Source organism: Actinoplanes sp. OR16 (genome assembly GCF_004001265.1).
In the GTDB taxonomy this organism is placed as follows: domain Bacteria; phylum Actinomycetota; class Actinomycetes; order Mycobacteriales; family Micromonosporaceae; genus Actinoplanes.
In genome coordinates, this window is record NZ_AP019371.1 from 1,782,393 (window position 1) to 1,802,452 (window position 20,060).

Below are 20,060 nucleotides of genomic sequence, written 5' to 3' on the forward strand. Positions count from 1 at the left end.
TTCGGTTATGCCACAGCATCCCCATCGGTCAAGCAACACTTATCCGGCGTGTCGCGCCCCACCGGTCACACCGGTCACGCGACGGCCCCGGACGGGTTCGGGATCTGATGCAGGCCGGCCGCCGACCCCTTGGCCTTCAGGCTCATTACGAACGCCAGCACCTTCGCCACCGCGCCGAAGAAGTCGGTCGGGATCTCCTGGCCGATGTCGCAGCTGTCGTAGAGCGATCGCGCCAGCGGGACGTCCTGGACCATCGGCACCCGGTTCTCGGTGGCGATGTCCCGGATCTTCGCGGCGACCGGGCCCTTGCCCATCGCCACCACCCGCGGCGCGCCCTTGTCCGGCTCGTACCGGAGGGCGACCGCCACGTGCACCGGGTTGACCACGACGACGTCGGCGGTCGGCACGTCGGCCATCTGCCGGCTCTGCGCCATCGCCATCTGCCGGGCCCGGATCTGGCCCTTGACGTGCGGGTCACCCTCGGTGTTCTTGTACTCCTGCTTGACCTCTTCCTTGGTCATCCGCAGTTGTTTGTTCGTGCGCTTCTTCACCACGAAGTAGTCGGCCGCGGCCATCACGATGCCGGCCGCGGCGGCGGCCCGGATCAGCGAGATCGCGGCGTCGTTCACGATCGCCAGGGTGGAGGCGAGCGGCAACTGACCGGCCTGCATCAGCGTCGGGACGATGTCCTTCATCGTCATGTACAGGACGCCGACCAGCACGCCCGTCTTGACCACCGCCTTCACCAGCTCCCAGAGCGACTGCATGCCGAACATCCGCTTGATGCCGGGCAGCGGGTTGAGCCGGTTGAACTTCGGCTTGAAGAGCTTCGTCGCCACCCGGATGCCGCCCTGGGCGCCGGCGCCGGCCACACCCACGAGCATCATCGTGAGCGCGAGCGGCAGCACCGCCCAGACCGCGCCCATCAGCGCGTCCTTGAGGATGGCGATCCCCTTGCCGGCGTCCGGGTTCTGAATGGTGTCCGGGATCTTCTGGAACAGCTGCTCGGCCTGCTCCATGGCCTTCTTCAGGGTGCGCGGCAGCATGATGCTGGCCGCCAGGATGCCGAACCAGGCGCCCAGGTCGGGCGTCTTGCCCATCTGGCCCTCTTGCTTGGCCTTCTTCAGCTTCTGCGCTGTCGGTTGTTCGGTCTTCTCCCCGGACATGTCACCCCCCGCCGAGCTGGACGACCGCGCTGACCGCCTTGTCGACCAGCGTGTTCAGGATGTTCGGCAGCATCGTGATGGCGAGCCCGGAGAGGGTCACCACCATGAAGATCTTGACCGGGAAGCCGAGCTGGAACGCGTTGAGCGCCGGCGCGACCCGGTTCAGCAGACCGAGCGCCACGTCGGCGAGGAACAGCACCGCGATCAGCGGCCCGGCGATCTGCACGCCGGCCAGGAACATCTCCGCCACGCTTTTGAGCAGCACCTGGCTGGACGTCTCCATGTTGAAACCGGCGTCCAGCGGCATGGTCCGGAAGCTCTGCAGGAAGCCGCGCAGGATCAGTTGATGCCCGTCGCTGGCGAAGAGCAGCGTGACCGCCACCAGGTTGTAGAAGCGGCCGAAGATCGAGCTCTGACTGAACGACATCGGGTCGTAGGCCGAGGCCAGCGTCAGGCCGCCGAAGAGGTCGAGCAGGTCGCCGGCGGCCTGGATGGCGGCGAACAGGATGGCCGTGATGAAACCGAGGGTGGCGCCGATGAAGATCTGCAGCGCGGCACTGAAGATCAGGTCCTGGGTGTCCAGCGACGGCACGTCCTCCCGCAGGTACGGCGCCATCGGCAGGGTGAGGCCGACCGAGAGCAGCGCCTTCACCTGCCCGGGGATGAGCCGCGAGTTGAACGGCGGGCAGACCATCATCCACGCGCCGGTTCGTACCGTTCCCAGCATGATCGCCAGGAACTCCGCGGTGGCGACTTCGTAGTTCATGACCTCAGTACGAGCCGACCAGCGCCGTGATGATCAGACCCCACCCGTTGACCAGCACGAACAGCAGCAGTTTGAACGGGAGGGCCACGGTCACCGGAGGCAGCATCATCATGCCCAGGGACATCAGTGACGCGGACACCACGAGGTCGATGATCAGGAACGGGATGAAGATGACGAATCCGATGATGAACGCGGCCCGCAGCTCGGAGAGGATGAACGCCGGGACCAGCGTGGTCAGCGGGACGTCGTCGATGTTCGCCGGCTTCTTCTCGCCGGACACCCGGATCAGCAGCGCCAGCTCGTCGTCGCTGGTCACCGAGGACATGAAGTCGCGCAGCGGCTCGATGCCGTCGTTGAACGCCTGCGACTGGGTCTTGTCGCCCTTCAAGTACGGCTGCACGCCGACCTCGTTGATCGAGGAGATCGTCGGGCCCATGATGAACAGGCTCAGGAACAGCGCCAGGCCGGCGAGCACCTGGTTGGGCGGCATGGTGGTCAGGCCGAGCGCGTTGCGCGTGATGCCGAGGACCATGAAGACCTTGGTGAACGAGGTGCAGAGCAGCAGCAGGGCCGGGGCCACCGAGAGCGCCGTCAGGCCGAGGACGATCACCAGCGACGAGGCGGGTTTGGACCCGTCGGGGTTCGTACCGTTGATGTTGAGGTTGATGCTCGGCCCGGTCGGTGTCGCGGGCGCCTGCGGCATCGGGGCCTGTGGGGCCGGAGCCCGCGCGACGGGTCCTTGAGCAGGCGGTCTTTCCAGAGCCTGGGGTACGGGTGACAGCAGTGCGCGTTCCGCTCCCACGACAGGGGCCGTGTCCGTTCGATGGGCCATCGCGGCGGCCGGCAGCACGACCAGGGCCAGCCCGGCCACGGCCATCAGGAACAGGATCGCGCGTCGCATCATCGCCTCGCAGTCCGCTCGGGCCGGGCCGTCCGCTCGCGCAGGAAGTCCACCGCCGAGATCCAGGTCCGGGGCGAGAGCGCCGAGCCGTGCAGTCGTCCGCCGTCCGCCGGATGCCGTCCGGGCAACTCACTGCCGTCCAGGTCGACCGGGATGTGCTCCTCGGACGGGTCGGTGATGAACGCGTCGAGATCGTGCTCGGCGAGCAGGCTGACCTCGGTGTCGGTGATGCCGAGGATGAGCGCCCGATCGGCGACCCGCACCACTGCCACCGCGGCGCCCCGGCCGACCTGCTGGCTGCCGAGCACCGAGAGCGCGTCGTTGCCGCGCAGGCCCATCGGCCGCCGGATCACCCGGGCCAGCCCCCACATCAGCAGCAGGACGACCAGGAGCGTGAAGCCCACCTGAAGCAAGAGCTGGAACAAGGTGCTGACTCCTACTCGGCGCCCGGAGCGACGATCTCGGTGATCCGGATGCCGAAGTTCTCGTCGACGACCACGACCTCGCCGCGGGCGATCAACCGGCCGTTGACCAGCAGGTCGGCGGGGCTGCCGGCGGCCCGGTCCAGCTCGACGATCGCGCCCGGGATGAGCGAGAGCAGCTCGCGCACGCTCATCCGGGTGCGGCCCAGCTCGGCCGAGACCTCCATCTCGACGTCGTGCAGCATGTCCAGCCCGCCCCGGCCGCCGAGCACCGCCGCCATCCGGGGCTGCTGCGGGGTGAGGCCACCGGACGGGTCGTCGCCGGGCCACTGGCTCAGCGCCAGGGCCACCACCGCGCCGACCGCCTGGTCGTCGCGGAGCGGAACCGCCACGGCGCCGTCCTTCGCGGCCAGCGCGCTGAGCGCGACCTCGGGCTCCATGAGCTGGCCCGGGTCGAGGACCACCGGTCCGAACACCCGGGCCGCCGCCTCCAGGGCCGGCCGCACCGCGGCGGTCAGGTCCAGTTCGCCGAGCGGGCTCTCCCGCAGCGCGTCCGCGAGATCCTGACCGACGACCACGACGACCTCACCGGAGGCCGCGCCGGTGAAACGCGCGGTGATCGCCTGACCGTCGATCACCGTCGAGGCGTCGGGGACGACCGGGTCCGCGGCGTAGAGCGCCCGGCTGGTGGGCAGGACGGCCAGCGCGGCCTCGGCGGCGTTCCGGGCTAGCGCCAGCTGCGGCGCGGTCATGGTGGGCGCTGTCATTGGGGGCCAGACTCCTTGGACGGGCTCTCGTTGGGCGGCGGCACGACGAGACACGCGAGCCGGGCGCCCTGGTTACCGGGAACTGCATGAGCGAAGACGATCTCGTTGACAGTCACCTCGAGTGGCTTGCTGGTCGCGTGACCGAGCGGCACGACATCCCCGGGGCGTAGATCCACGATGTCATCGGTACGCATCCGAATGGGCTGGAATCGCACTGCTACGTCGATCGGAGCAGCGGAAAGTCCGGCCGTGAGGTTCCGCAGGGCGCGGTCCTTGGCCTGCCGCTCGGCCGCGCTCAGCACGATCGTCTCGGTACGGGACAGCACCGGCAGGATGGTGTTGAACGGCAGGCAGAGGGTGGAGATGCACTCCTCCGCGCCGATCTTCATCTCGAACGAGGCGATCACGACGGCGTCGCCGGGCGCGTGTGCCCGCAGGAACTGCGCGTTGTACTCGATCTCCTTGAGATGCGGCGTGATGTCCACCAGCGTCTCGAAGCCGTACCGCAGCTCGCCCAGCATCCGCTCGATCAGGCCGCGCAGCAGCGGCATCTCGACCTCGGTCAGCGGGCGCTCCGGCTGGGTGCCGCCGGGACCGCCGAGCATGTGGTCGATCGCTGTCATCACCGCGGACTGCGCCAGCTCCAGCAGGACCGTGCCGGGCAGCGGGTCGAGGGTGACCACCGCGATGATCGTGGGGTTGGCGAGCGCGGCGACGTACTCGTCGTAGTTGAGCTGCTCGATCGATATCAGCGAGCAGTTGCTGACCGCCCGGAGCCGGGTGGTCAGCAGGGTGCCGCAGCTCCGGGCGTAGGTCTCGAACGCGATCTGCAGCGTGCGGACATGCTCGCGGGAGAGCTTGATCGGCCGGCGGAAGTCGTACGGCGCCGGGCCTCCACCTTGGCCGCGACGTGAGATCTTGCCGGGGGAGCGGGCGGCGGAGACCGCGGAGGACGACTTGGTCACGTCGTCCTCATCGGCTCATTTCGGGAACCGCTGAGCCGAGGTGACACTTTTTCACCTTTTATGCGTGATGGGCGGATTCCCGACCGGGAATCCGCCCATCAACCGCCGGCTACTGCGTGACGAACGACGTGAAGTACACGTCCATGACCTGCTCGACGCCTTCCTCGGTGGTGTACGCCTTCTTGAGCTTCTCCAAGAACTCCGCCTTCACCGCGTCGCGGCCCTTCTCGGTGGACAGCTCCGCGACCTCGAGACCGGTGTAGGTCTCGATCGCGATGTTGAGGGCCTCGTTGATGTCGACCTCTTCCTCACCGCCCTCCTCGGTCTGCTGGATCGCGAAACCCAGCTTGAGGTAGTGGCCGTCGGCCAGGTTCAGCGTGAGCGTGTTCTCCAGGGCGGTGACGATGCCCTTGACCGGGGCCTCCTCCTCGGCCTCGGCCGAGTCGCCGCGGAGCATGAAGAACGCGCCCGCGCCGCCACCGACGAGCACGACGAGCGCGACGGCAACGATGATGATCAACATCTTCTTGGACTTCTTCGGCGCCTCTTCGGCGGCCGCGTCCTTCTCGTCCTTGGCCATATCGGAACCCCTCTCGTCAGTCGTGGGTGGTGGAGCCGGCGGATTCGGCGGCGGCCTCAGCCTTCGCCTGTGCCGTGGTCTGGCCGGTGTGCAGCTTCGAATCCGAGCCGGCCGCGGAGGGCAGCAACGCCGCCTGGTCGGCGGTGAGTGTCGTCAGGACGACGACGTCCACTCGGCGGTTCTGGGTGATCGACCGCGGATCGGAAGGATCGATCAGCGGCTTGGTGTCGGAGAAGCCCACCGCGGTGAGCCGCTTCTTCGAGATGTCGTGCTCCGTGAAGAACCGGACCACTGTCGACGCACGGGCGGAGGAGAGCTCCCAGCCGCTCGGGTAGAAGGTCGTCTGCGCCTTGAGCTGGTTCGTGTGCCCATCCACCTCGATCTTGTTGGGCAGTTTCGTCAGCGTCGGTGCGATGGCGTTGAGGATCTTCTTGCCACCCGACTTGAGCTCCGCCCGGTTGCCGGCGAAGACGACCTCGTTGGTGACGATGGTGACGATCAGGCCTCGCGAGTCGATGGTGAATTTGGCGTTCCCGAGTAACTTCTCCTTCGACAAGGCGTCGGAGATCCTGTTCTCGATCTTCTTGAGGTCCTCGGCCTCCTTGGCCGCCTTCTCGGCGTTCGCGGAGGCGCTCTTGCGGTCCTCGGCTTTGATGGCCGCCTCGACCGCGGCTTTCTGCTTCTGGTTCAGGCCTTCGGTGCCCGAGGTGCCGTCACCGGGGTTGGAGCCCGGGTCGATCTGCACCACCTGGGCGGTGTTGGCGGCGCCGTCGAGCGGTGCCGACTGCCCGCTGAAAGCCGCACTGTCGGCGCCGAACCCGGCGGAGAGGCCCGCGGCCAACTCGGCGAACTTCTTCTGGTCGACGCTGCTCATCGAATAGAGCACCACGAACAGCGCGAACATCAGGGTGAGCATGTCCGCGTACGAAACCAACCAGCGTTCGTGGTTGACGTGTTCCTCGTGCTCCTCGTGCTTCGGCTTGCGCTTGCCGCCTCCGCCGCCGCCGCTGCTCATATGGTCAGGCCGCCTTCTTCGTCGACGAGGCGGCTTCGGCCTTCTTCATCTCGTCCGGCGGCAGCAGACTGCGGAGCTTCTGTGCGACCAGACGCGGGTTCGAGCCGGCCTGGATGGCCAGGACGCCGTCGATGACCAATTCCATCTCCTCCGCCTCGATGGCGCTCAGCCTGGTGAGACGTGCCGCCATGGGAAGCCACATGAGGTTGGCGCTCAGCACACCCCACAGGGTCGCGACGAACGCGGCGGCGATCGAGTGACCCAGCGTGTCGGGGTTGCTCAGGTTCTCCAGAACATGCACAAGACCCATGACCGTGCCGATGATGCCGATCGTCGGGCAGTAGCCGCCCATCGTCTCGAACATCTTCATGCTGGCCTTGTCGGCCTTCTTCTTGGCCGCGACCTCGGCATGCAGGATGTCGTGCAGCTCGTCCGGGTCGGTGCCGTCGATGGCGAGCTGGAGACCCCGTTTGAGGAACGGATGCTCGACCGTCTTGACCGCGTCCTCGAGCGCCAGCAGACCTTCCCGGCGGGCTCTCTCGGCCAGCTTGACGACGCTGTCGAGCAGCTCCGTGGGCGGGGTGACCTTCGCGGTGAGGGCCTTCTGGAGCGAGGCGCCGACTCCTTTGGCGTCCTTCATCACGCCACCGGCCATGGCGGCGCAGAAGCCGCCGCCGAACACGAGCAGCATCGAAGGCCACAGCAGGATGGAGGAGGCGTGTCCGCCTTCGAGGATCTGGACGATGAAGACGATCGCCATTCCGACGATGATCCCGATGATGGTAGCGAGGTCCATCAGCGTTCCTTCCGGTGCAACTGGAGCACCTTGGCGGCGGTGGTGGCGTCATCGGCAGACTCGGCACCGGCCGCGGGTTCGGTTTCCATGCGGCTCGCCTGGGCGATCAGCGAGGCGCGGTAGTGGCGTACCGAGTCGATGAACTCGGGTACGGATTCGGAGATGATGTACTTCGTGCCGTCCACCAGGGTCACGACCGTGTCGGGCGTGCAATCGACACGCTCGACGAGGTCTGGATTCAAGGCGAACACGGAACCGTTGATACGGGTTACGAGGATCACGACTTCCGTCCCTGGGGCATCTCGTCTGTTGGGGCCCTCCGTGGCCCTTCACCTACTTCTTCGGCCAGTTGCTGCCTGCTATTGAGATCGAGCGGGCCTCTATCCCGGTCCGAAAACCGGCAGATAGCCATAAAACGGCTTCGCCGGCAAGAAACCAGGGCAGCAAAGAAAATGGCCGGGCCAGGCACGGATGCCCGACCCGGCCACCGCCGAGTGCTGATTAACGCTTCATGCTGACGAGTTCCTGCAGGATCTCGTCCGATGTAGTGATGATCTTCGAGTTCGCTTGGAAGCCGCGCTGGGCGACGATCAGGCTGGTGAACTCCGCCGCGAGGTCGACGTTCGACATCTCCAGCGCGCCGGAGATGACCTGGCCCATGCCGGCGCTGCCGGGCTGGCCCACCTGGGCGTACCCGGAGTTCACCGACGTGCGGTACTGCGAGTTGCCCACCTTCTCCAGGCCCTGGACGTTCTTGAAGGTCGCCATGGCGACCTGGCCGAGGGTCTGCTTCAGGCCGTTGCTGTAGACGCCGACGATCTCGCCGGTGTCCGAGACGGTGTAGGAGAGCGACGTGAGAGCACCCGCCGTCTGGCCGTCGGTGTCGAAGACCCGGGCGTCGGTCAGGCCGGAGTACGACGTGACGTCGCTCAGGTCGACCTTGTAGGAACCGAGATCCATCGTGCCGTCGCTGCTGGTCAGCACGGCCTTGCCAGCGGAGAACTCCAGGTCGGTCGGACCGTCGATGGTCGAGCCGTCCTCACCGAGCAGGGTGACCGCCCAGGTCGAGGTGGGCGGCGTCGCGGTGGCCGCGTTCGCGGAACGGGAGAACTCGGCGGTCACGGTGTGCGTGGCGCCCTGGTCGTCGTACACCTTGACCGGGATCGTGGTCTTGTAATTGAGGCCCGAATTGTCGGGGTTGTTGGCGTCCGGGATGTCGTCGCTGCTCAGGTTGCCCTTGAGCGTGACAGTGCCGGTGGCCTTCGGCGGGATCGTGGCGCCGAGCGGCATCCGGATGTCACCGGGCTGCGACGACGCGTTGACCTTGCCGTCCACCGCGGTCCAGCCCTGCACCGGCTCACCGGTGGCGGTGACCAGCGTGCCGTTCGCGTCGAAGTTGAACGAGCCGGCCCGGGTGTAGAGCGTCTCGTTGCCGCTGCGGGTCACGAAGAAGCCGTCACCCTGGATCATCATGTCGCCGGACTTGCCGGTCGTCTGGGCCGAACCCTGGCTGAAGTTCTGCGTGATGCCGGCGACTCGGACACCGAGGCCGACCTGAGCGGCGTTGGTGCCGCCCTGGCCGTTCTGCGGAGAACCGGCGGCGCCCATCATCTGGCTCATCGTGTCCTGGAACTGCACCGAGGACGTCTTGTAACCGGCGGTGTTCACGTTCGCGATGTTGTTGCCGGTGACGTCGATCATCTTCTGGTGCGCGTTGAGGCCGCTGATGCCGGAGTAGAGAGAACGCAGCATAGGAACCGTCCTTTTGCTTTGACTGTGGTGAGGAGACGGAGTCAGGCGGTCGGCTGGGTGATTTCCGTGACCTTGGACAGCTGCACATCCGTGTTCCCGACCCGGAGCGTCGGTTCGCTGTCGCCGTTGAGCTTCGCCGCACTGATCACGCCGGTCTGCATGGCGCCGGTCTCGTCCATGTACGTGACCGACTTACCGACCAGCGAACTGGCGCCGATCATGCGCTGCGACTGGAGCATCGAGATCATGTCTTCCAGCTTCTCGACCTGCGTGAACTGGGCGGTCTGCGCCAGGAACGCGGCCGAGTCGGCAGGCTTCGTCGGGTCCTGATACTTCAGCTGGGCGACAAGGAGCTTCATGAAGGTGTCCTTGTCGGCGATCGACTTGCTCTTGCCCTCAGCCTGTTTCGCCGCGGAGGCGGCCTGGGCCGCTTTGACGGGATCGTTGCCGGTAGGCCCGGGGATCGGCGAGGTCATTGACTTCTCCTGTCCGTTGCAAGCTCAACCTAAGGTTCGGCGCGCCTCCGGATTTGCTTAGGCACAAAATTCGCGGGCCCGCCGATCGGCGGGCCCGCAACAGGAGATCTTCAATTTTCCGGCGCCTCAATCAGTGAGCCTTTTTCAACGTGGCGAGGGCCTCGCGTGCCGGCGCCGGACGACGGCCCGGCACCTTCAGGCCCGATGTCAGGTTGAAGATCGCTCAGGGAGCGAGCGACAGGCTGAGCTTGCCCTTTCCGTACCTGCTGACCTCGCACATGAGGTCGAGCCGGCGGCCCAGGGCGAGCAGGATCGCCCGGGCGTCGCCGGGCAGCTCCATGCCCGGGTAGATCACCTGATAGAGCTTGAGGTGCGGCTGTCCCTCGCGGTTGAGCAGGCTGGTGAAGACGTTGCAGAGCTCGAACACGTTCTCCGCGAGGTTGGGGAAGAGCTGCTTCTCGTCGATGCTGTCCTCGGCCGCACCGGCCGGCAGGAGACCGAGCGCGGCGCCGGCGTTCGCGGCCAGGCTCAGCTGCATGCCCATCACCGCGTAGATCTTCTGACCAGGGTCGGTGAAGATCGCGACCGTGGCGGTCTTGACCTCATCGGCGCTCAGCGGGTCGCCAGGACTCACGACCACCTCGCGGCCGAGCAGATCCTCGAACAGGTTACGGACGGCTAGAGAGCCGGGAAGTACCGAGACGTCTGACATGTCTTAATCATCCCAAAATAGGAGCGAAAACCTCATCGAATCGCTCAGCTGTGAAGGGTTTGACGATGAAGAATTCCGCGCCCGACGCTTCCGCGGCCGTCTTCATCTCCGGCGTGCTCTCCGAAGTCACGAATCCGAACTTGACGTTGTTGCCGGCGGCACGGAGCTGACGCAGCACCTCGATGCCGGTCATGTGCGGCATGTTCCAGTCCGAGATGACGACGTCCGGCTTCTCGGCGTTCACCAGCTCGAACGCCTCCTTGCCGTCGGCGGCCTCGACCAGGTCGTGGTCGCCGAACCCGGCCTGCCGCAGGGTGCGGACGACGATCTGACGCATCACCCTGCTGTCATCGGCGATGAGGATCTTCATTCGCCCTCCTCCTTGTTCTCCGCGCTGCTATGCCACATCGAGATGGACACCGGTTCGCCTTCCCAGATCCCGTAGACGCCGCTGATCCGCTGCGCGTTCGGGTACCGCGCCGACGACTCGGGCGCGAGCACGACCTGGGGAAGTGAGAGTTGTGCGCCGGTCGGCAGCATCGCCTTGACGTTGCCACCGACGATGTTGGCGAGTTCGCCTAGCGTGTCCGAGATGTCTTCCTCGCTCACCTCGTCGATCTCCATGGCGAGGAAGGCGGCAGCCGCACGCTGGGCAGCGGCACGCGACGACGCGTAGACCACGTGCCCACTCCAGGATCCGGTGATGGAGACCGAGGAATGCACCTCGGACGGCTGGTTCTCGTCGTACGTCGGGATCAGCGGGCTGATGCCCTCGGGATCCAAGTACGACTCCCAGACCTGTTCCACCATCTCGGCGAGGTCGCTTTCATTGACCTCGACTTCGACACTCATGAGTTCGCTCCGGTCGGGACGAGGCCCAGCAGGGCCAGCTTTTCGATCATGGCGCCCTCGGTGAAGGGCTTGATCACGTACTCGTGGGCACCCGCTGCGAGCGCCCGGACGATCTGGCTCTGTTCGCTCTCGGTAGTGACCATCACCAGGGTCATCTCCCGCAAGCGCGGATCGGCCCGGACTTTGGTGACGAACTCGAGCCCGTTCATGTTGGGCATGTTCCAGTCGATGAGGGCCAGCTCCGGCACCTCGGTGAGTTCAGCCAGGCGGTCCATCGCCTCCTGGCCGTCACCCGCCTCCACCGCCTCGAAGTTGAGCTTCGTGACGATGCGCTTGAGGATCATGCGCATCGCGCGGGAGTCGTCGATCACCATGGCGCGCATCGGCGTCATCCCCTTCTCGCGGCACCGGCGGGCACCGCGTTACGAGTTCGGTAGGCAGAGGTGCGGCCTGCGGCCACGCGTTCGTAGTTGTCGTCGATGCCGATCGTCGTCTCGGCCGCGCCCAGGAAGAGCAGCCCGTCCGGACGAAGGATCTTGGCGGCGTTCTGCAGCACCTGCCGCTTGGTGGCCACGTCGAAGTAGATGAGCACGTTGCGCAGGAAGATCACGTCGAACGGCTGCATCGGCGGGAACGGCGCGGTGAGGCTCATGTGCTTGAACGTGACGTTCTTGCGCAGCGATGGGACGACCCGCCAGTGCGCGCCGGCCCGCTCGAAGTACTGCACGAGCTGGGTCGCCGCGAGGCCACGGTTGACCTCGACCTGGCTGTACTCGCCCTTCGTCGCACGCTCCACCATCGCGGTGGAGATGTCAGTCCCCATGATCTCGTACGACCAGCCGGGCGGCAGCGCTTCCTGGAGGGTGATCGCCAGGCTGACCGCCTCCTGACCGCTGGAACTGGCAGCGGACCAGACCCGGATCTTCCGTACCGACGCACGCGACTTGATCAGCTCGGGCAGGACCACGTCGGTGAGCGCGGAGAACGGCTCACGGTCGCGGAAGAACGAAGTCTCGTTGGTGGTGAGCGCGTCGATGATCTTGCGCTGGAACTGCGGGTTCGGCCGCTTCTGCAAGTCGGCGATGAACTCGTTGACGTTGGCGGCGCCGACCGCGCGGGCGACCGGGATGAGGCGCGCCTCGACGAGGTACTCCTTGCCGGGCGCCAGCACGATCGAGGCCTCGCGGCGCACCATCGTGGAGATGAAGTTGAACTCCGGCTGGGACAGGGTCATCGTGCCACCGCCGGCGATCGGCCCACCCGGACGCGGTTGAGCAGCGCTCCCGCGATCCGGTCCAACGGAAGCACCTCGTCGGCCAGGCCCGCGCCGACCACGGCGCCGGGCATGCCCCAGACCACCGAGCTCGCCTCGTCCTGTGCCAGCACCTCGGCGCCCGAGTCTCGTAGCACCTTCGCACCACCCCGTCCGTCTTGTCCCATTCCGGTCAGCACCGCCGCGAAGGCCGATGCGCCGTACAGTGCTGCCACCGACCGGAACATCACGTCCACGGCAGGGCGGCAGGAGTTCTCTGGAGGCGCGCTGGTGAGCTGCGTCAGCGTCGCCGTTCCCTTGCGTTGGAAGACCAGGTGGCGGTCACCCGGAGCGATGTAGGCCGTCCCGGGCGTGAGCTCCATGCCCTCGCCCGCTTCGAGCACCCGCAGCGGCGTGGCGCGGTCGAGCCGCTCGGCGAACATCTTGGTGAAGACCGGCGGCATGTGCTGCGTGATCACGATCGGCACCGGCAGGTCGGCGGGCAGGCCGAGCAGCACCTTGGTGAGCGCGTCCGGCCCGCCGGTGGAGGAGCCGATCGCGAGGATGTCCACCCGGCCGCCGGGAGCGCGGCGTGGCGCCGTCGTGGTCGGGCGGGCCGGACCGGTTCCGGCGCTGGGCGCGGGCCCGGCCGGGGCCGGTCCGGCGCGGCCCGGCGTGGTGGGTGGCAGTCCGGGGCGCAGCGGCGCCGTCCCGGGACGGGCGCCGGCTGCCGGGACCGGGCGAGGCGGCGGCCCGGCCGGCGGCCTGCGCCGGCCGCCGAGCGCCTGGATCTTGGGTACGAGCTGCTCCCGTACCGCCGCGATCGACTCCTGTACCGAGCCCACGTTGCTCGGCTTGGTCACGTAGTCCGTCGCGCCCGCCGAGAGCGCCTCCAGGGTGGCCGAGGCGCCCGCCGCGGAGAGCGTGCTGAACATGATCACCGGTAGCGCGGCGTGCCGTTTGCGCAGCTCGCGCACTGCCGCGATGCCGTCCATCTCGGGCATCTCGATGTCCATGGTGACCACGTCGGGCTTGAGTTGGTCGATCTTGGTCTGAGCCAGCAGCCCGTTCGCTGCCGTGCCGACGACCTGGATGCCCGGAGCCTCCCCGAGAGCGTCGACGATCAGCCGACGGACCACCACGGAATCGTCGACGACGAGAACCGAGATCATTCGACCACTCCCTTCAACCGAGCCAGGCCGGACCGAGAGCCGCGACCACCGGAGCAAGCAACCGGTGAGCCGTGGCGGTGTCCAGCAGATCGCGGACGACGAGCGCCTGGACGGCGCCGCTGAGCATGTTCCAGACCCCGCCGGCCCGATCGGCCAGTGGAATCCCGGCGGTGTCCACCGCCTGGACCAGCAGCATCTGCGCTGCCGCGGCGGTGCGGACCCGGTCCGAGAGGTACGCGGCCCAGGACGCCGAGTGCACGGCCGGCGACCAGCCGGCGGTGTTGCGCCGGGCGTCGTCGGCCGAGGTGAGCACCCGCTCCCGATCCTCCGGGCGCAGCGTGCGCAGGCGGTCGAGCAGCGCCGACACCGTGTAGTGGTGCGGGCCCAGGTCGATCGGCGCTCCGGTCGGCAGCTTCTTCACCGCCGCCACCCACCCGGCGCCGAGACGGCGGCGGGTCTCGTCGTCGAGCACCTCACGCAAGTAGCTGGCGACCGCCGCGTCACAGAGCAACGCGGTGGCCGCGGCTGCCTCATCGGACTGCCGGGCATCACGCCCCTTGCCCTCCCACGTCCACGACATCACGTCGTAGCGGAGGCAGGTCAGGAGCGCGTCCACCGAGCCGATCGGCGCGCGTTCGACGAGTGTGAGGTTTGCGACCGGGTCGTCCTTGGACATCCCCTTCAGCGAGGGCATCCGGCGCGCGGCGCTCTCCACCTCGACCCAGAGCGGGCCTCGTACGCCCTCGTCCGGCAGCTTCTCCGCCAGGACCGGGAGATCGTCGGCCGACAGGCGGAGCGCGCGCAGCAGGACGTCGGCCGCGGCCGACCCGCCTTCCAGGCGGGTCAGGTCGAAGCCCAGGACGGGGGCGCTGACGAGGCTGTACATCAGATGGTGGCGCGAGACGTGTCGACGGCCTGGTTGACGTCGAGGGCCAGCATCAGCCGGCCGTCGAGCTTGAACGTCCCGACGACCAGTTCCCGGGTCGGACCGCTGAGCGTGTCCGGCGGAGGCTCGAACGTCTCGTCGTCGAGATCGACGACTTCACCGATCTTGTCGACCAGCAGGCTCACCGGCTCGCCGTCGCCGCGCAGGATCACGTTCATGACCGGCCCCCGCATCGCCTGCCGGGCGAGGCCGAGTTGGACCCGCAGGTCCACCGCCGCGATCACCTGACCCCGCAGGTTGAACAGGCCGCCGACGGCCGACGGGGCGAGCGGCACCGGGGTGTACTCGTTGTACGAGAGCACCTCCTGCACCGTGTGCACCTCGACGCCGAAGAGCTGCCCGGCCACCTCGAAGGTGGCGAACTGACGACTCGCCATCTCAGGCCTCCACCAGCATGTCGTCCATCGAGTCGTTGTAGAAGTTCGGATCGGCGGCGAGGATCGCCCGGCGTACGTCGAGCAGCTCGGTGACCCGTTGCTGGATCACCGCGGTACCGACCAGGCCGTCCTCCTCGGCTTCCCGGCGCGCGGTCGTCGAGTTCTCCGCGATGTCCACGATCCGGTCCACCACCAGTGCCACGCTCTTGCCGCCCTCGCTGTAGACCACGACCGAGACGGTGTCGCCCTCGAGTTCCTCGCCGTACGCGCCGAGCAGGTGCGAGAGCCGGACCAGCGGCAGGATCTGCCCGCGGTACTGGACGACCTCGCGGGAGCCGGCGTGCTCCAGCCGATCGCGCGGGAACTCCTCGAGCCGCGTGACGGTGTCCAGCGGAATCGCCACCCGGCGCTCGCCGACCGCGGTGACCAGCAGGCGCTCGGTCCCACCGGCCGCCTGGCCGCGCTTCTCGACGACGTTCTCCCGCTCCGAATCGGCGGCCAGGTGCGAGCGCCGGGCCAGGGCCGGTACGTCCAGGATGAGGCCGACCTTGCCGTCGCCGAGGATCGTGGCGCCGGAGTAGAGGCCGATGTCCTTGAGCCGGGTGTTCAGTGCCTTGACGACGACCTCTTCGGTGTTCAGCACCCGGTCCACGACCAGGCCGAACCGCCGGCCGTCGGCCTGGAGGACCATGACGTAGACGCCCTGGTCGCCGCCGACCTCGAAGCCGAGGGCCCGGTCCAGCCGGACCAGCGGCAGCAGCTTGCCGCGCAGGCGGTAGACCGGCGCGCCGGAGGCGTACTCGACCTTCGTGGCGTTGCCGTCGATGAAGACCAGTTCGAGGACCGCCACCTGCGGAACCACGTACCGCTGGTCGCCGCAGTCGACGGTGAGCGCCTGGATGATGGCGAGCGTCAGCGGGATGGTGAGCCGCCAGACCGTGCCCTCGCCCGGGGTCGAGTCGACGCTCACCGCGCCGCCGATGTTCTCGATGTTGGTCTTCACCACGTCCATGCCGACACCGCGGCCGGACACGTTCGTCACCTTCGCGGCGGTGGAGAAGCCGGGCTGGAAGACCATCGCCATGATGTCGCGCTTGTCCATGCTCGGAATCTGCTCCGGCCGGAGCAGCCCGTTCTCCACGGCCTTCTGCGCGATCCGCTCGACGTTCAGGCCGGCGCCGTCGTCGGCGACCTCGACCGCGACGTGGCCACCTTCGTGGTACGCGCGGAGGGTCAGGGTGCCCTCCGGGCCCTTACCGGACGCGGCGCGGCGCTCCGGATCCTCGATGCCGTGGTCGACGGCGTTGCGCACGAGGTGGGTCAGCGGGTCCTTGACCGCCTCCAGCAGGCTTCGGTCGAGCTCGGTCTCCTTGCCCTCCATCACGAGCTGGACCTGCTTGCCGAGCGAGTTGCTCAGGTCCCGGACGACTCGGGGAAGCTTCGACCAGATGTGCTCGATGGGCTGCATGCGGGTCTTCATGATGCCCTCTTGCAGCTCACTGGTGATCATGCCGAGACGCTGGGCGCTGCGCACCAGGGTGGCGTCGCCGATCTCCATTACGCCGCGGACCAGCTGGTTACGGGCGAGCACCAGCTCACCGACCATGTTCATGAGCGTGTCCAGCAGGTCGACGTCGACGCGGATCGCGCTGTCGGCGATGCTCCGCTTCGGCGCCTGCGTCTGCAGTGCCTCGCTCACCGCCGCCGGGGCGGCCTTGCCCTCCTCGAGCAGGATCGTGCCGAGTTTGCGCTCGTCGCCCTCGATCTGCTGCTGCAGCGCCGAGGTGACGTCATTCTGCTGCGCGGCGCCGGCCTCGACCAGGATCTGGCCGAGCGGCTGGCGCTGCTCGGCGACCGGCTCCGGCGCGGGGCGCTTCGGGGTCTCGTCGAGCGGGACCGGGGCCTCGCCCTCGGCGGCCGGTGCCGCCTCGGCGGGCGCCTCAGCGGCCGGAGCCGCGGCCGCGGGAGCAGCAGCGGCGGGCGCGTTCATCTGCGCGTGGATCCGCTCGATGGTGCTGTCGATGTCGATGCCCTCTTCGGTGTTGTTCTCCTCGATGGAGGACAACAGGTTGCGGACACCGTCGATCGTCACGAGCAGAACGGTGATGGTCTCCGGGGTGACCGGCTGCACGCCGTCACGCAGCCGGGACAGCAGCGACTCACCGGCATGGGCCAGCTTCTCCAGCCTGGTGAAGGCGAGGAATCCACTGGTGCCCTTGATCGTGTGAATCGCCCGGAAGATGCGGGAGATCAGGTCACGCGAGTCCGGTTCCTGCTCGAGTGCGACGAGATCCCGGTCGATCTGGTCCAGGTTCTCGTGGCTCTCCATCAGGAATTCGCCGACGATCTCACCAAGGTCTTCCACGACTTACCTCCTGCTCGGCTTCACAGCCCTCTTCGACGTGTGCGGGCGCCAACTGAGAAGACTCGACCGAAACGGCGAGATGTCAGGCTTCTCCGCCTGGTCGCCGGTATCGGTAGCCAAACCCACGTACTGACTCGATGGGCGATTCGTCCGGGTCGGTCCAGCCCAGTTTGCGGCGCAGCCGCAGTACCGCGAACTTGACGCGTTCCTGGCCGATGCCGGTCGGGTCGTCCCAGGCCTGGGTCAGCAGCTGGTTCGGCGACAGCACCGCGCCGGCATGCCGGACCAGGGCGTTGAGCAGGCGGAACTCGGTCGGCGTGAGGCGTTTCTCGTCGCCCTTCACGTAGACCCGCCGCTTGGTGGGGTCCAGGTGCACGAGACCGTCGTCGTAGATCTGGCTCGCCCAGTTGTTCTGCCCGCTGGAGGAGCGCCGCAGCAGCGCCTCCACGCGGGCCAGCAGTTCGTTGTTGGCGAACGGCTTGGTCAGGTAGTCGTCGGCGCCGCCGCGCAGGCCGCGTACCTTCTCGGCCTCCTGGCCGTGCGCGGTGAGAACCAGGACCGGCACGTCGGAGACGTCGCGCAGACGCTCCAGCACCTGCCAGCCGTCCATCTCCGGCAGTCCGACGTCGAGCACCACCAGATCGGGGTGTTCCGCGTACGCCTCCTTGAGGCCGGCCCGGCCGTCGGCGGCGTGTGCCACCTCGTAGCCCGCGCGGCTGAACAGCAGCCTGAGTGCGAGTGCGATGTCCGGATCGTCCTCGACCACGAGTAGGCGACTCATCTTTTGCTCACCATGCCCCCAACCCGCACTCGCGCCCGATCCCGCGAACGGAGGAATTCTTAACGGCGCAAACACACCATAGCGTGATGTCACCGCCTATTTACGGACAGTGACAGTTTAGCGTCATACGCCCGCCGCAAGAGCCTGTCCACCAAGAACCGTGCACACAGTGCCCATCACGCGGCGCCGACGGCATCCCCCGGGGCATCCCTTCAGACTGACATTTGCGTTACCGCTTTTAGCCCGTTTCGAGAAAGATGTGACACGCCGCGTACAACGGGGTGCGATAGGCCCTGATGGACGATCCGCGTCCGTTCTGCGATCGGGAGGCATCCGTGTTCGACCTGGTGGTACGACGTGTCGTAATGGTCGCGGCGACACCTGCGCTGCTGGTCCTCGCCGCACCGGCGCTGGGGCACGGCCCGGATCTGCCGTCCCGGCCCGGACACGGATCGCCACCCGCCGCTCAGCCCCGCGTCGTGCCTTCGGCGCCCGCCGCGAAGCCCGCCGCCACCACCCTGGCCAGGCTCCGGGCCCGCACGATGATGCTCCAGGTCGTCCGCCTCACCAACGAGCGGCGCAAGGCGGCCGGCTGCCCGGCGCTCGCTGTCGACCAGGACCTGAGCACCGCGTCCATGCGGCAGAGCTGGTACATGGCCCGAACCCGGCTCTTCAGTCACGTCTGGCGGGACGGCGCCACCTTCGTGAGCCGCAGCCGGGCCGCCGGGTACCGCCAGCCGGCCGGGGAGAACATCGGCTGGGGCTATCCGACCGCCGCCGCCGTGGTGCAGGCCTGGATGGAGAGCCCCGGGCACCGCGCCAACATCCTCAACTGCGGCGCCAAGTCGATCGGGACCGGAGTCGCCTACGCGGCCGACGGCACGCCGTACTACACCCAGGTCTTCGGCTGGAAGTGATCAGATCTCGCAGTTCACCAGGACCGGCTCGGGATGCAGCAGGACACCGAATCTCCCCTGTACGCCGTCCCGGATCGTGCGGGCGAGGTCCAGCAGGGCAGCGGTGGTGCCACCGCCGCGGTTCGTCAGAGCCAGCGTGTGCTTGCCGGAGATCGCGACATGCTCGCCGGCGAAGCCCTTCGGGAAACCGGCCCGCTCGATCAGCCAGGCGGCCGGCAGCTTCACCATGCCGTCGCCGGCCGGCCAGTGCGGCATCTCGCCGAGAGTCGCGAAGACCTCCTCGGAGACCACCGGGTTGGTGAAGAAGGAGCCCACCGACCAGGTGTCCCGGTCCTCCGGGTCGAGCACCATGCCCTTGCCGGCGCGCAGTTTCAGCACGGTGTCGCGGGCCAGCCCGAGCGGAACCCGGTCACCGGCCTCGGCGCCGAGGCTGCGAGCCAGCTCGGCGTAGCGGATCGGCGCCGACTCCCCGGACTTCTCCAGCCGGAAGTCGACGTCCAGGACCAGGTAGCGATCGCTGTGCTTGAAGACGCTCGCGCGGTAACCGAAGCCGCATTCGGCCGGGGACATGGCCCGGACCTCGCCGGCGACCCTGTCGTACGCGTGGACCGTCTCGATCGTGTGCGCGACCTCCTGGCCGTACGCGCCGACGTTCTGGATCGGGGTGGCGCCCGCCGAACCCGGGATGCCGGACAGGCACTCGACTCCCGACAGGCCGTTCATCACCGCGTACGCGACGAAATCGTCCCAGCTCTCACCCGCCGCGACCCGGACCACGACGCTGCCGGGGTCGTCCCCGACCACCGTGATGCCGCGCGTGCGCAGCAGCAGCACCTCGCCGGCGAAACCGGCGTCGCCGATCACGACGTTGCTGCCACCGGCCAGGACCAGCACCGGGCGACCCGCGTCGGCGGCTGCCCGGACGACGGCGACCGCCTCGTCCGCGTGGACCGCCGTGGTCAGGGTGCCGGCCGGGCCTCCGAGGCGTAGCGTCGTGTACGCCGCCAAGGCGTTTCCGGCAGGGGGTGTGTCAATCAGATGGTCGGCGAATGCGTCGGGCACGGGGTTCACCCTAAGCTC

The 20,060-nt window shown here is 67.9% G+C and carries 24 protein-coding genes; 1 reads left to right on the forward strand and 23 read right to left on the reverse strand.

What is annotated here, in order from left to right:
* Nucleotides 1-74: 74 nt before the first annotated feature.
* The 22 genes from EP757_RS08240 to EP757_RS08345 form a co-directional block, all read right to left on the reverse strand.
* Nucleotides 75-1,166, reverse strand: a complete 1,092-nt coding sequence (locus EP757_RS08240; protein WP_127543596.1) for a flagellar biosynthesis protein FlhB — start codon at nt 1,164-1,166, stop codon at nt 75-77.
* Nucleotide 1,167: 1 nt separating this feature from the next.
* The gene (gene fliR / locus EP757_RS08245; RefSeq protein ID WP_127543597.1) at nt 1,168-1,932 is read right to left on the reverse strand and encodes a flagellar biosynthetic protein FliR; all 765 of its coding nucleotides are present in this window, start codon (nt 1,930-1,932) and stop codon (nt 1,168-1,170) included.
* A 4-nt stretch (nt 1,933-1,936) separates the two neighbouring features.
* Nucleotides 1,937-2,836: a flagellar type III secretion system pore protein FliP gene (fliP, locus tag EP757_RS08250; RefSeq protein WP_127543598.1), complete on the reverse strand. Its 900-nt coding sequence runs from the start codon at nt 2,834-2,836 to the stop codon at nt 1,937-1,939.
* Nucleotides 2,833-3,258 (reverse strand): flagellar biosynthetic protein FliO, encoded by a 426-nt coding sequence (locus EP757_RS08255; protein WP_127543599.1) that lies wholly within the window; start codon nt 3,256-3,258, stop codon nt 2,833-2,835. Before EP757_RS08255 ends, fliP begins: the two co-directional genes overlap by 4 nt.
* An 11-nt stretch (nt 3,259-3,269) precedes the next feature.
* Nucleotides 3,270-4,022 carry a flagellar motor switch protein FliN gene (fliN, locus tag EP757_RS08260; protein ID WP_127543600.1) on the reverse strand — a complete coding sequence of 251 codons (753 nt, stop codon included), beginning with the start codon at nt 4,020-4,022 and terminating at the stop codon, nt 3,270-3,272.
* Nucleotides 4,019-4,987 (reverse strand): flagellar motor switch protein FliM, encoded by a 969-nt coding sequence (locus tag EP757_RS08265; RefSeq protein ID WP_127543601.1) that lies wholly within the window; start codon nt 4,985-4,987, stop codon nt 4,019-4,021. Before EP757_RS08265 ends, fliN begins: the two co-directional genes overlap by 4 nt.
* Nucleotides 4,988-5,096: 109 nt before the next feature.
* Nucleotides 5,097-5,567, reverse strand: a complete 471-nt coding sequence (locus EP757_RS08270) for a flagellar basal body-associated FliL family protein (RefSeq protein WP_127543602.1) — start codon at nt 5,565-5,567, stop codon at nt 5,097-5,099.
* Nucleotides 5,568-5,583: 16 nt separating this feature from the next.
* Nucleotides 5,584-6,582 carry a flagellar motor protein MotB gene (locus EP757_RS08275; protein WP_127543603.1) on the reverse strand — a complete coding sequence of 333 codons (999 nt, stop codon included), beginning with the start codon at nt 6,580-6,582 and terminating at the stop codon, nt 5,584-5,586.
* A gap of 4 nt (nt 6,583-6,586) precedes the next feature.
* The gene (locus EP757_RS08280) at nt 6,587-7,378 is read right to left on the reverse strand and encodes a flagellar motor protein (protein ID WP_127543604.1); all 792 of its coding nucleotides are present in this window, start codon (nt 7,376-7,378) and stop codon (nt 6,587-6,589) included.
* A complete protein-coding gene (locus EP757_RS08285; RefSeq protein WP_127543605.1) occupies nt 7,378-7,659 on the reverse strand; it encodes a flagellar FlbD family protein in 282 nt (93 codons plus the stop codon). Before EP757_RS08285 ends, EP757_RS08280 begins: the two co-directional genes overlap by 1 nt.
* 220 nt (nt 7,660-7,879) lie before the next feature.
* Nucleotides 7,880-9,130 carry a flagellar basal-body rod protein FlgF gene (gene flgF, locus EP757_RS08290; RefSeq protein ID WP_127543606.1) on the reverse strand — a complete coding sequence of 417 codons (1,251 nt, stop codon included), beginning with the start codon at nt 9,128-9,130 and terminating at the stop codon, nt 7,880-7,882.
* A 41-nt stretch (nt 9,131-9,171) separates the two neighbouring features.
* Nucleotides 9,172-9,606 (reverse strand): flagellar hook assembly protein FlgD, encoded by a 435-nt coding sequence (locus tag EP757_RS08295; RefSeq protein WP_127543607.1) that lies wholly within the window; start codon nt 9,604-9,606, stop codon nt 9,172-9,174.
* Nucleotides 9,607-9,829: 223 nt separating this feature from the next.
* Entirely contained in the window at nt 9,830-10,318 is a 489-nt protein-coding gene (locus EP757_RS08300; protein ID WP_127543608.1) for a hypothetical protein, read from the reverse strand.
* Between the two features lie 7 nt (nt 10,319-10,325).
* Entirely contained in the window at nt 10,326-10,688 is a 363-nt protein-coding gene (locus tag EP757_RS08305; protein WP_127543609.1) for a response regulator, read from the reverse strand.
* On the reverse strand, nt 10,685-11,170 hold the full coding sequence (locus tag EP757_RS08310) for a chemotaxis protein CheX (protein WP_127543610.1): 486 nt from the start codon (nt 11,168-11,170) through the stop codon (nt 10,685-10,687). The genes EP757_RS08305 and EP757_RS08310 overlap by 4 nt, the downstream gene beginning before the upstream one ends.
* The gene (locus tag EP757_RS08315) at nt 11,167-11,553 is read right to left on the reverse strand and encodes a response regulator (RefSeq protein ID WP_172666649.1); all 387 of its coding nucleotides are present in this window, start codon (nt 11,551-11,553) and stop codon (nt 11,167-11,169) included. The genes EP757_RS08310 and EP757_RS08315 overlap by 4 nt, the downstream gene beginning before the upstream one ends.
* 5 nt (nt 11,554-11,558) lie before the next feature.
* The gene (locus tag EP757_RS08320) at nt 11,559-12,404 is read right to left on the reverse strand and encodes a protein-glutamate O-methyltransferase CheR (protein WP_127543611.1); all 846 of its coding nucleotides are present in this window, start codon (nt 12,402-12,404) and stop codon (nt 11,559-11,561) included.
* Nucleotides 12,401-13,594, reverse strand: coding sequence for a chemotaxis response regulator protein-glutamate methylesterase (locus EP757_RS08325; protein ID WP_127543612.1), 1,194 nt, complete (start codon nt 13,592-13,594; stop codon nt 12,401-12,403). The genes EP757_RS08320 and EP757_RS08325 overlap by 4 nt, the downstream gene beginning before the upstream one ends.
* Nucleotides 13,595-13,607: 13 nt before the next feature.
* Entirely contained in the window at nt 13,608-14,480 is an 873-nt protein-coding gene (locus tag EP757_RS08330) for a hypothetical protein (RefSeq protein ID WP_127543613.1), read from the reverse strand.
* The gene (locus tag EP757_RS08335) at nt 14,480-14,917 is read right to left on the reverse strand and encodes a chemotaxis protein CheW (RefSeq protein WP_127543614.1); all 438 of its coding nucleotides are present in this window, start codon (nt 14,915-14,917) and stop codon (nt 14,480-14,482) included. The genes EP757_RS08330 and EP757_RS08335 overlap by 1 nt, the downstream gene beginning before the upstream one ends.
* A gap of 1 nt (nt 14,918) precedes the next feature.
* Nucleotides 14,919-17,282 carry a chemotaxis protein CheW gene (locus EP757_RS08340; protein WP_127543615.1) on the reverse strand — a complete coding sequence of 788 codons (2,364 nt, stop codon included), beginning with the start codon at nt 17,280-17,282 and terminating at the stop codon, nt 14,919-14,921.
* Nucleotides 17,283-17,364: 82 nt separating this feature from the next.
* Nucleotides 17,365-18,063 (reverse strand): response regulator transcription factor, encoded by a 699-nt coding sequence (locus tag EP757_RS08345; protein ID WP_127543616.1) that lies wholly within the window; start codon nt 18,061-18,063, stop codon nt 17,365-17,367.
* A 335-nt stretch (nt 18,064-18,398) separates the two neighbouring features.
* Here EP757_RS08345 and EP757_RS08350 point away from each other — a divergent pair, with 335 nt between their 5' ends.
* Nucleotides 18,399-18,980: a CAP domain-containing protein gene (locus EP757_RS08350; RefSeq protein WP_127543617.1), complete on the forward strand. Its 582-nt coding sequence runs from the start codon at nt 18,399-18,401 to the stop codon at nt 18,978-18,980.
* Here EP757_RS08350 and EP757_RS08355 read toward each other — a convergent pair whose 3' ends face one another.
* Entirely contained in the window at nt 18,981-20,042 is a 1,062-nt protein-coding gene (locus tag EP757_RS08355; RefSeq protein ID WP_127543618.1) for a UDP-N-acetylmuramate dehydrogenase, read from the reverse strand.
* Nucleotides 20,043-20,060: the final 18 nt, after the last annotated feature.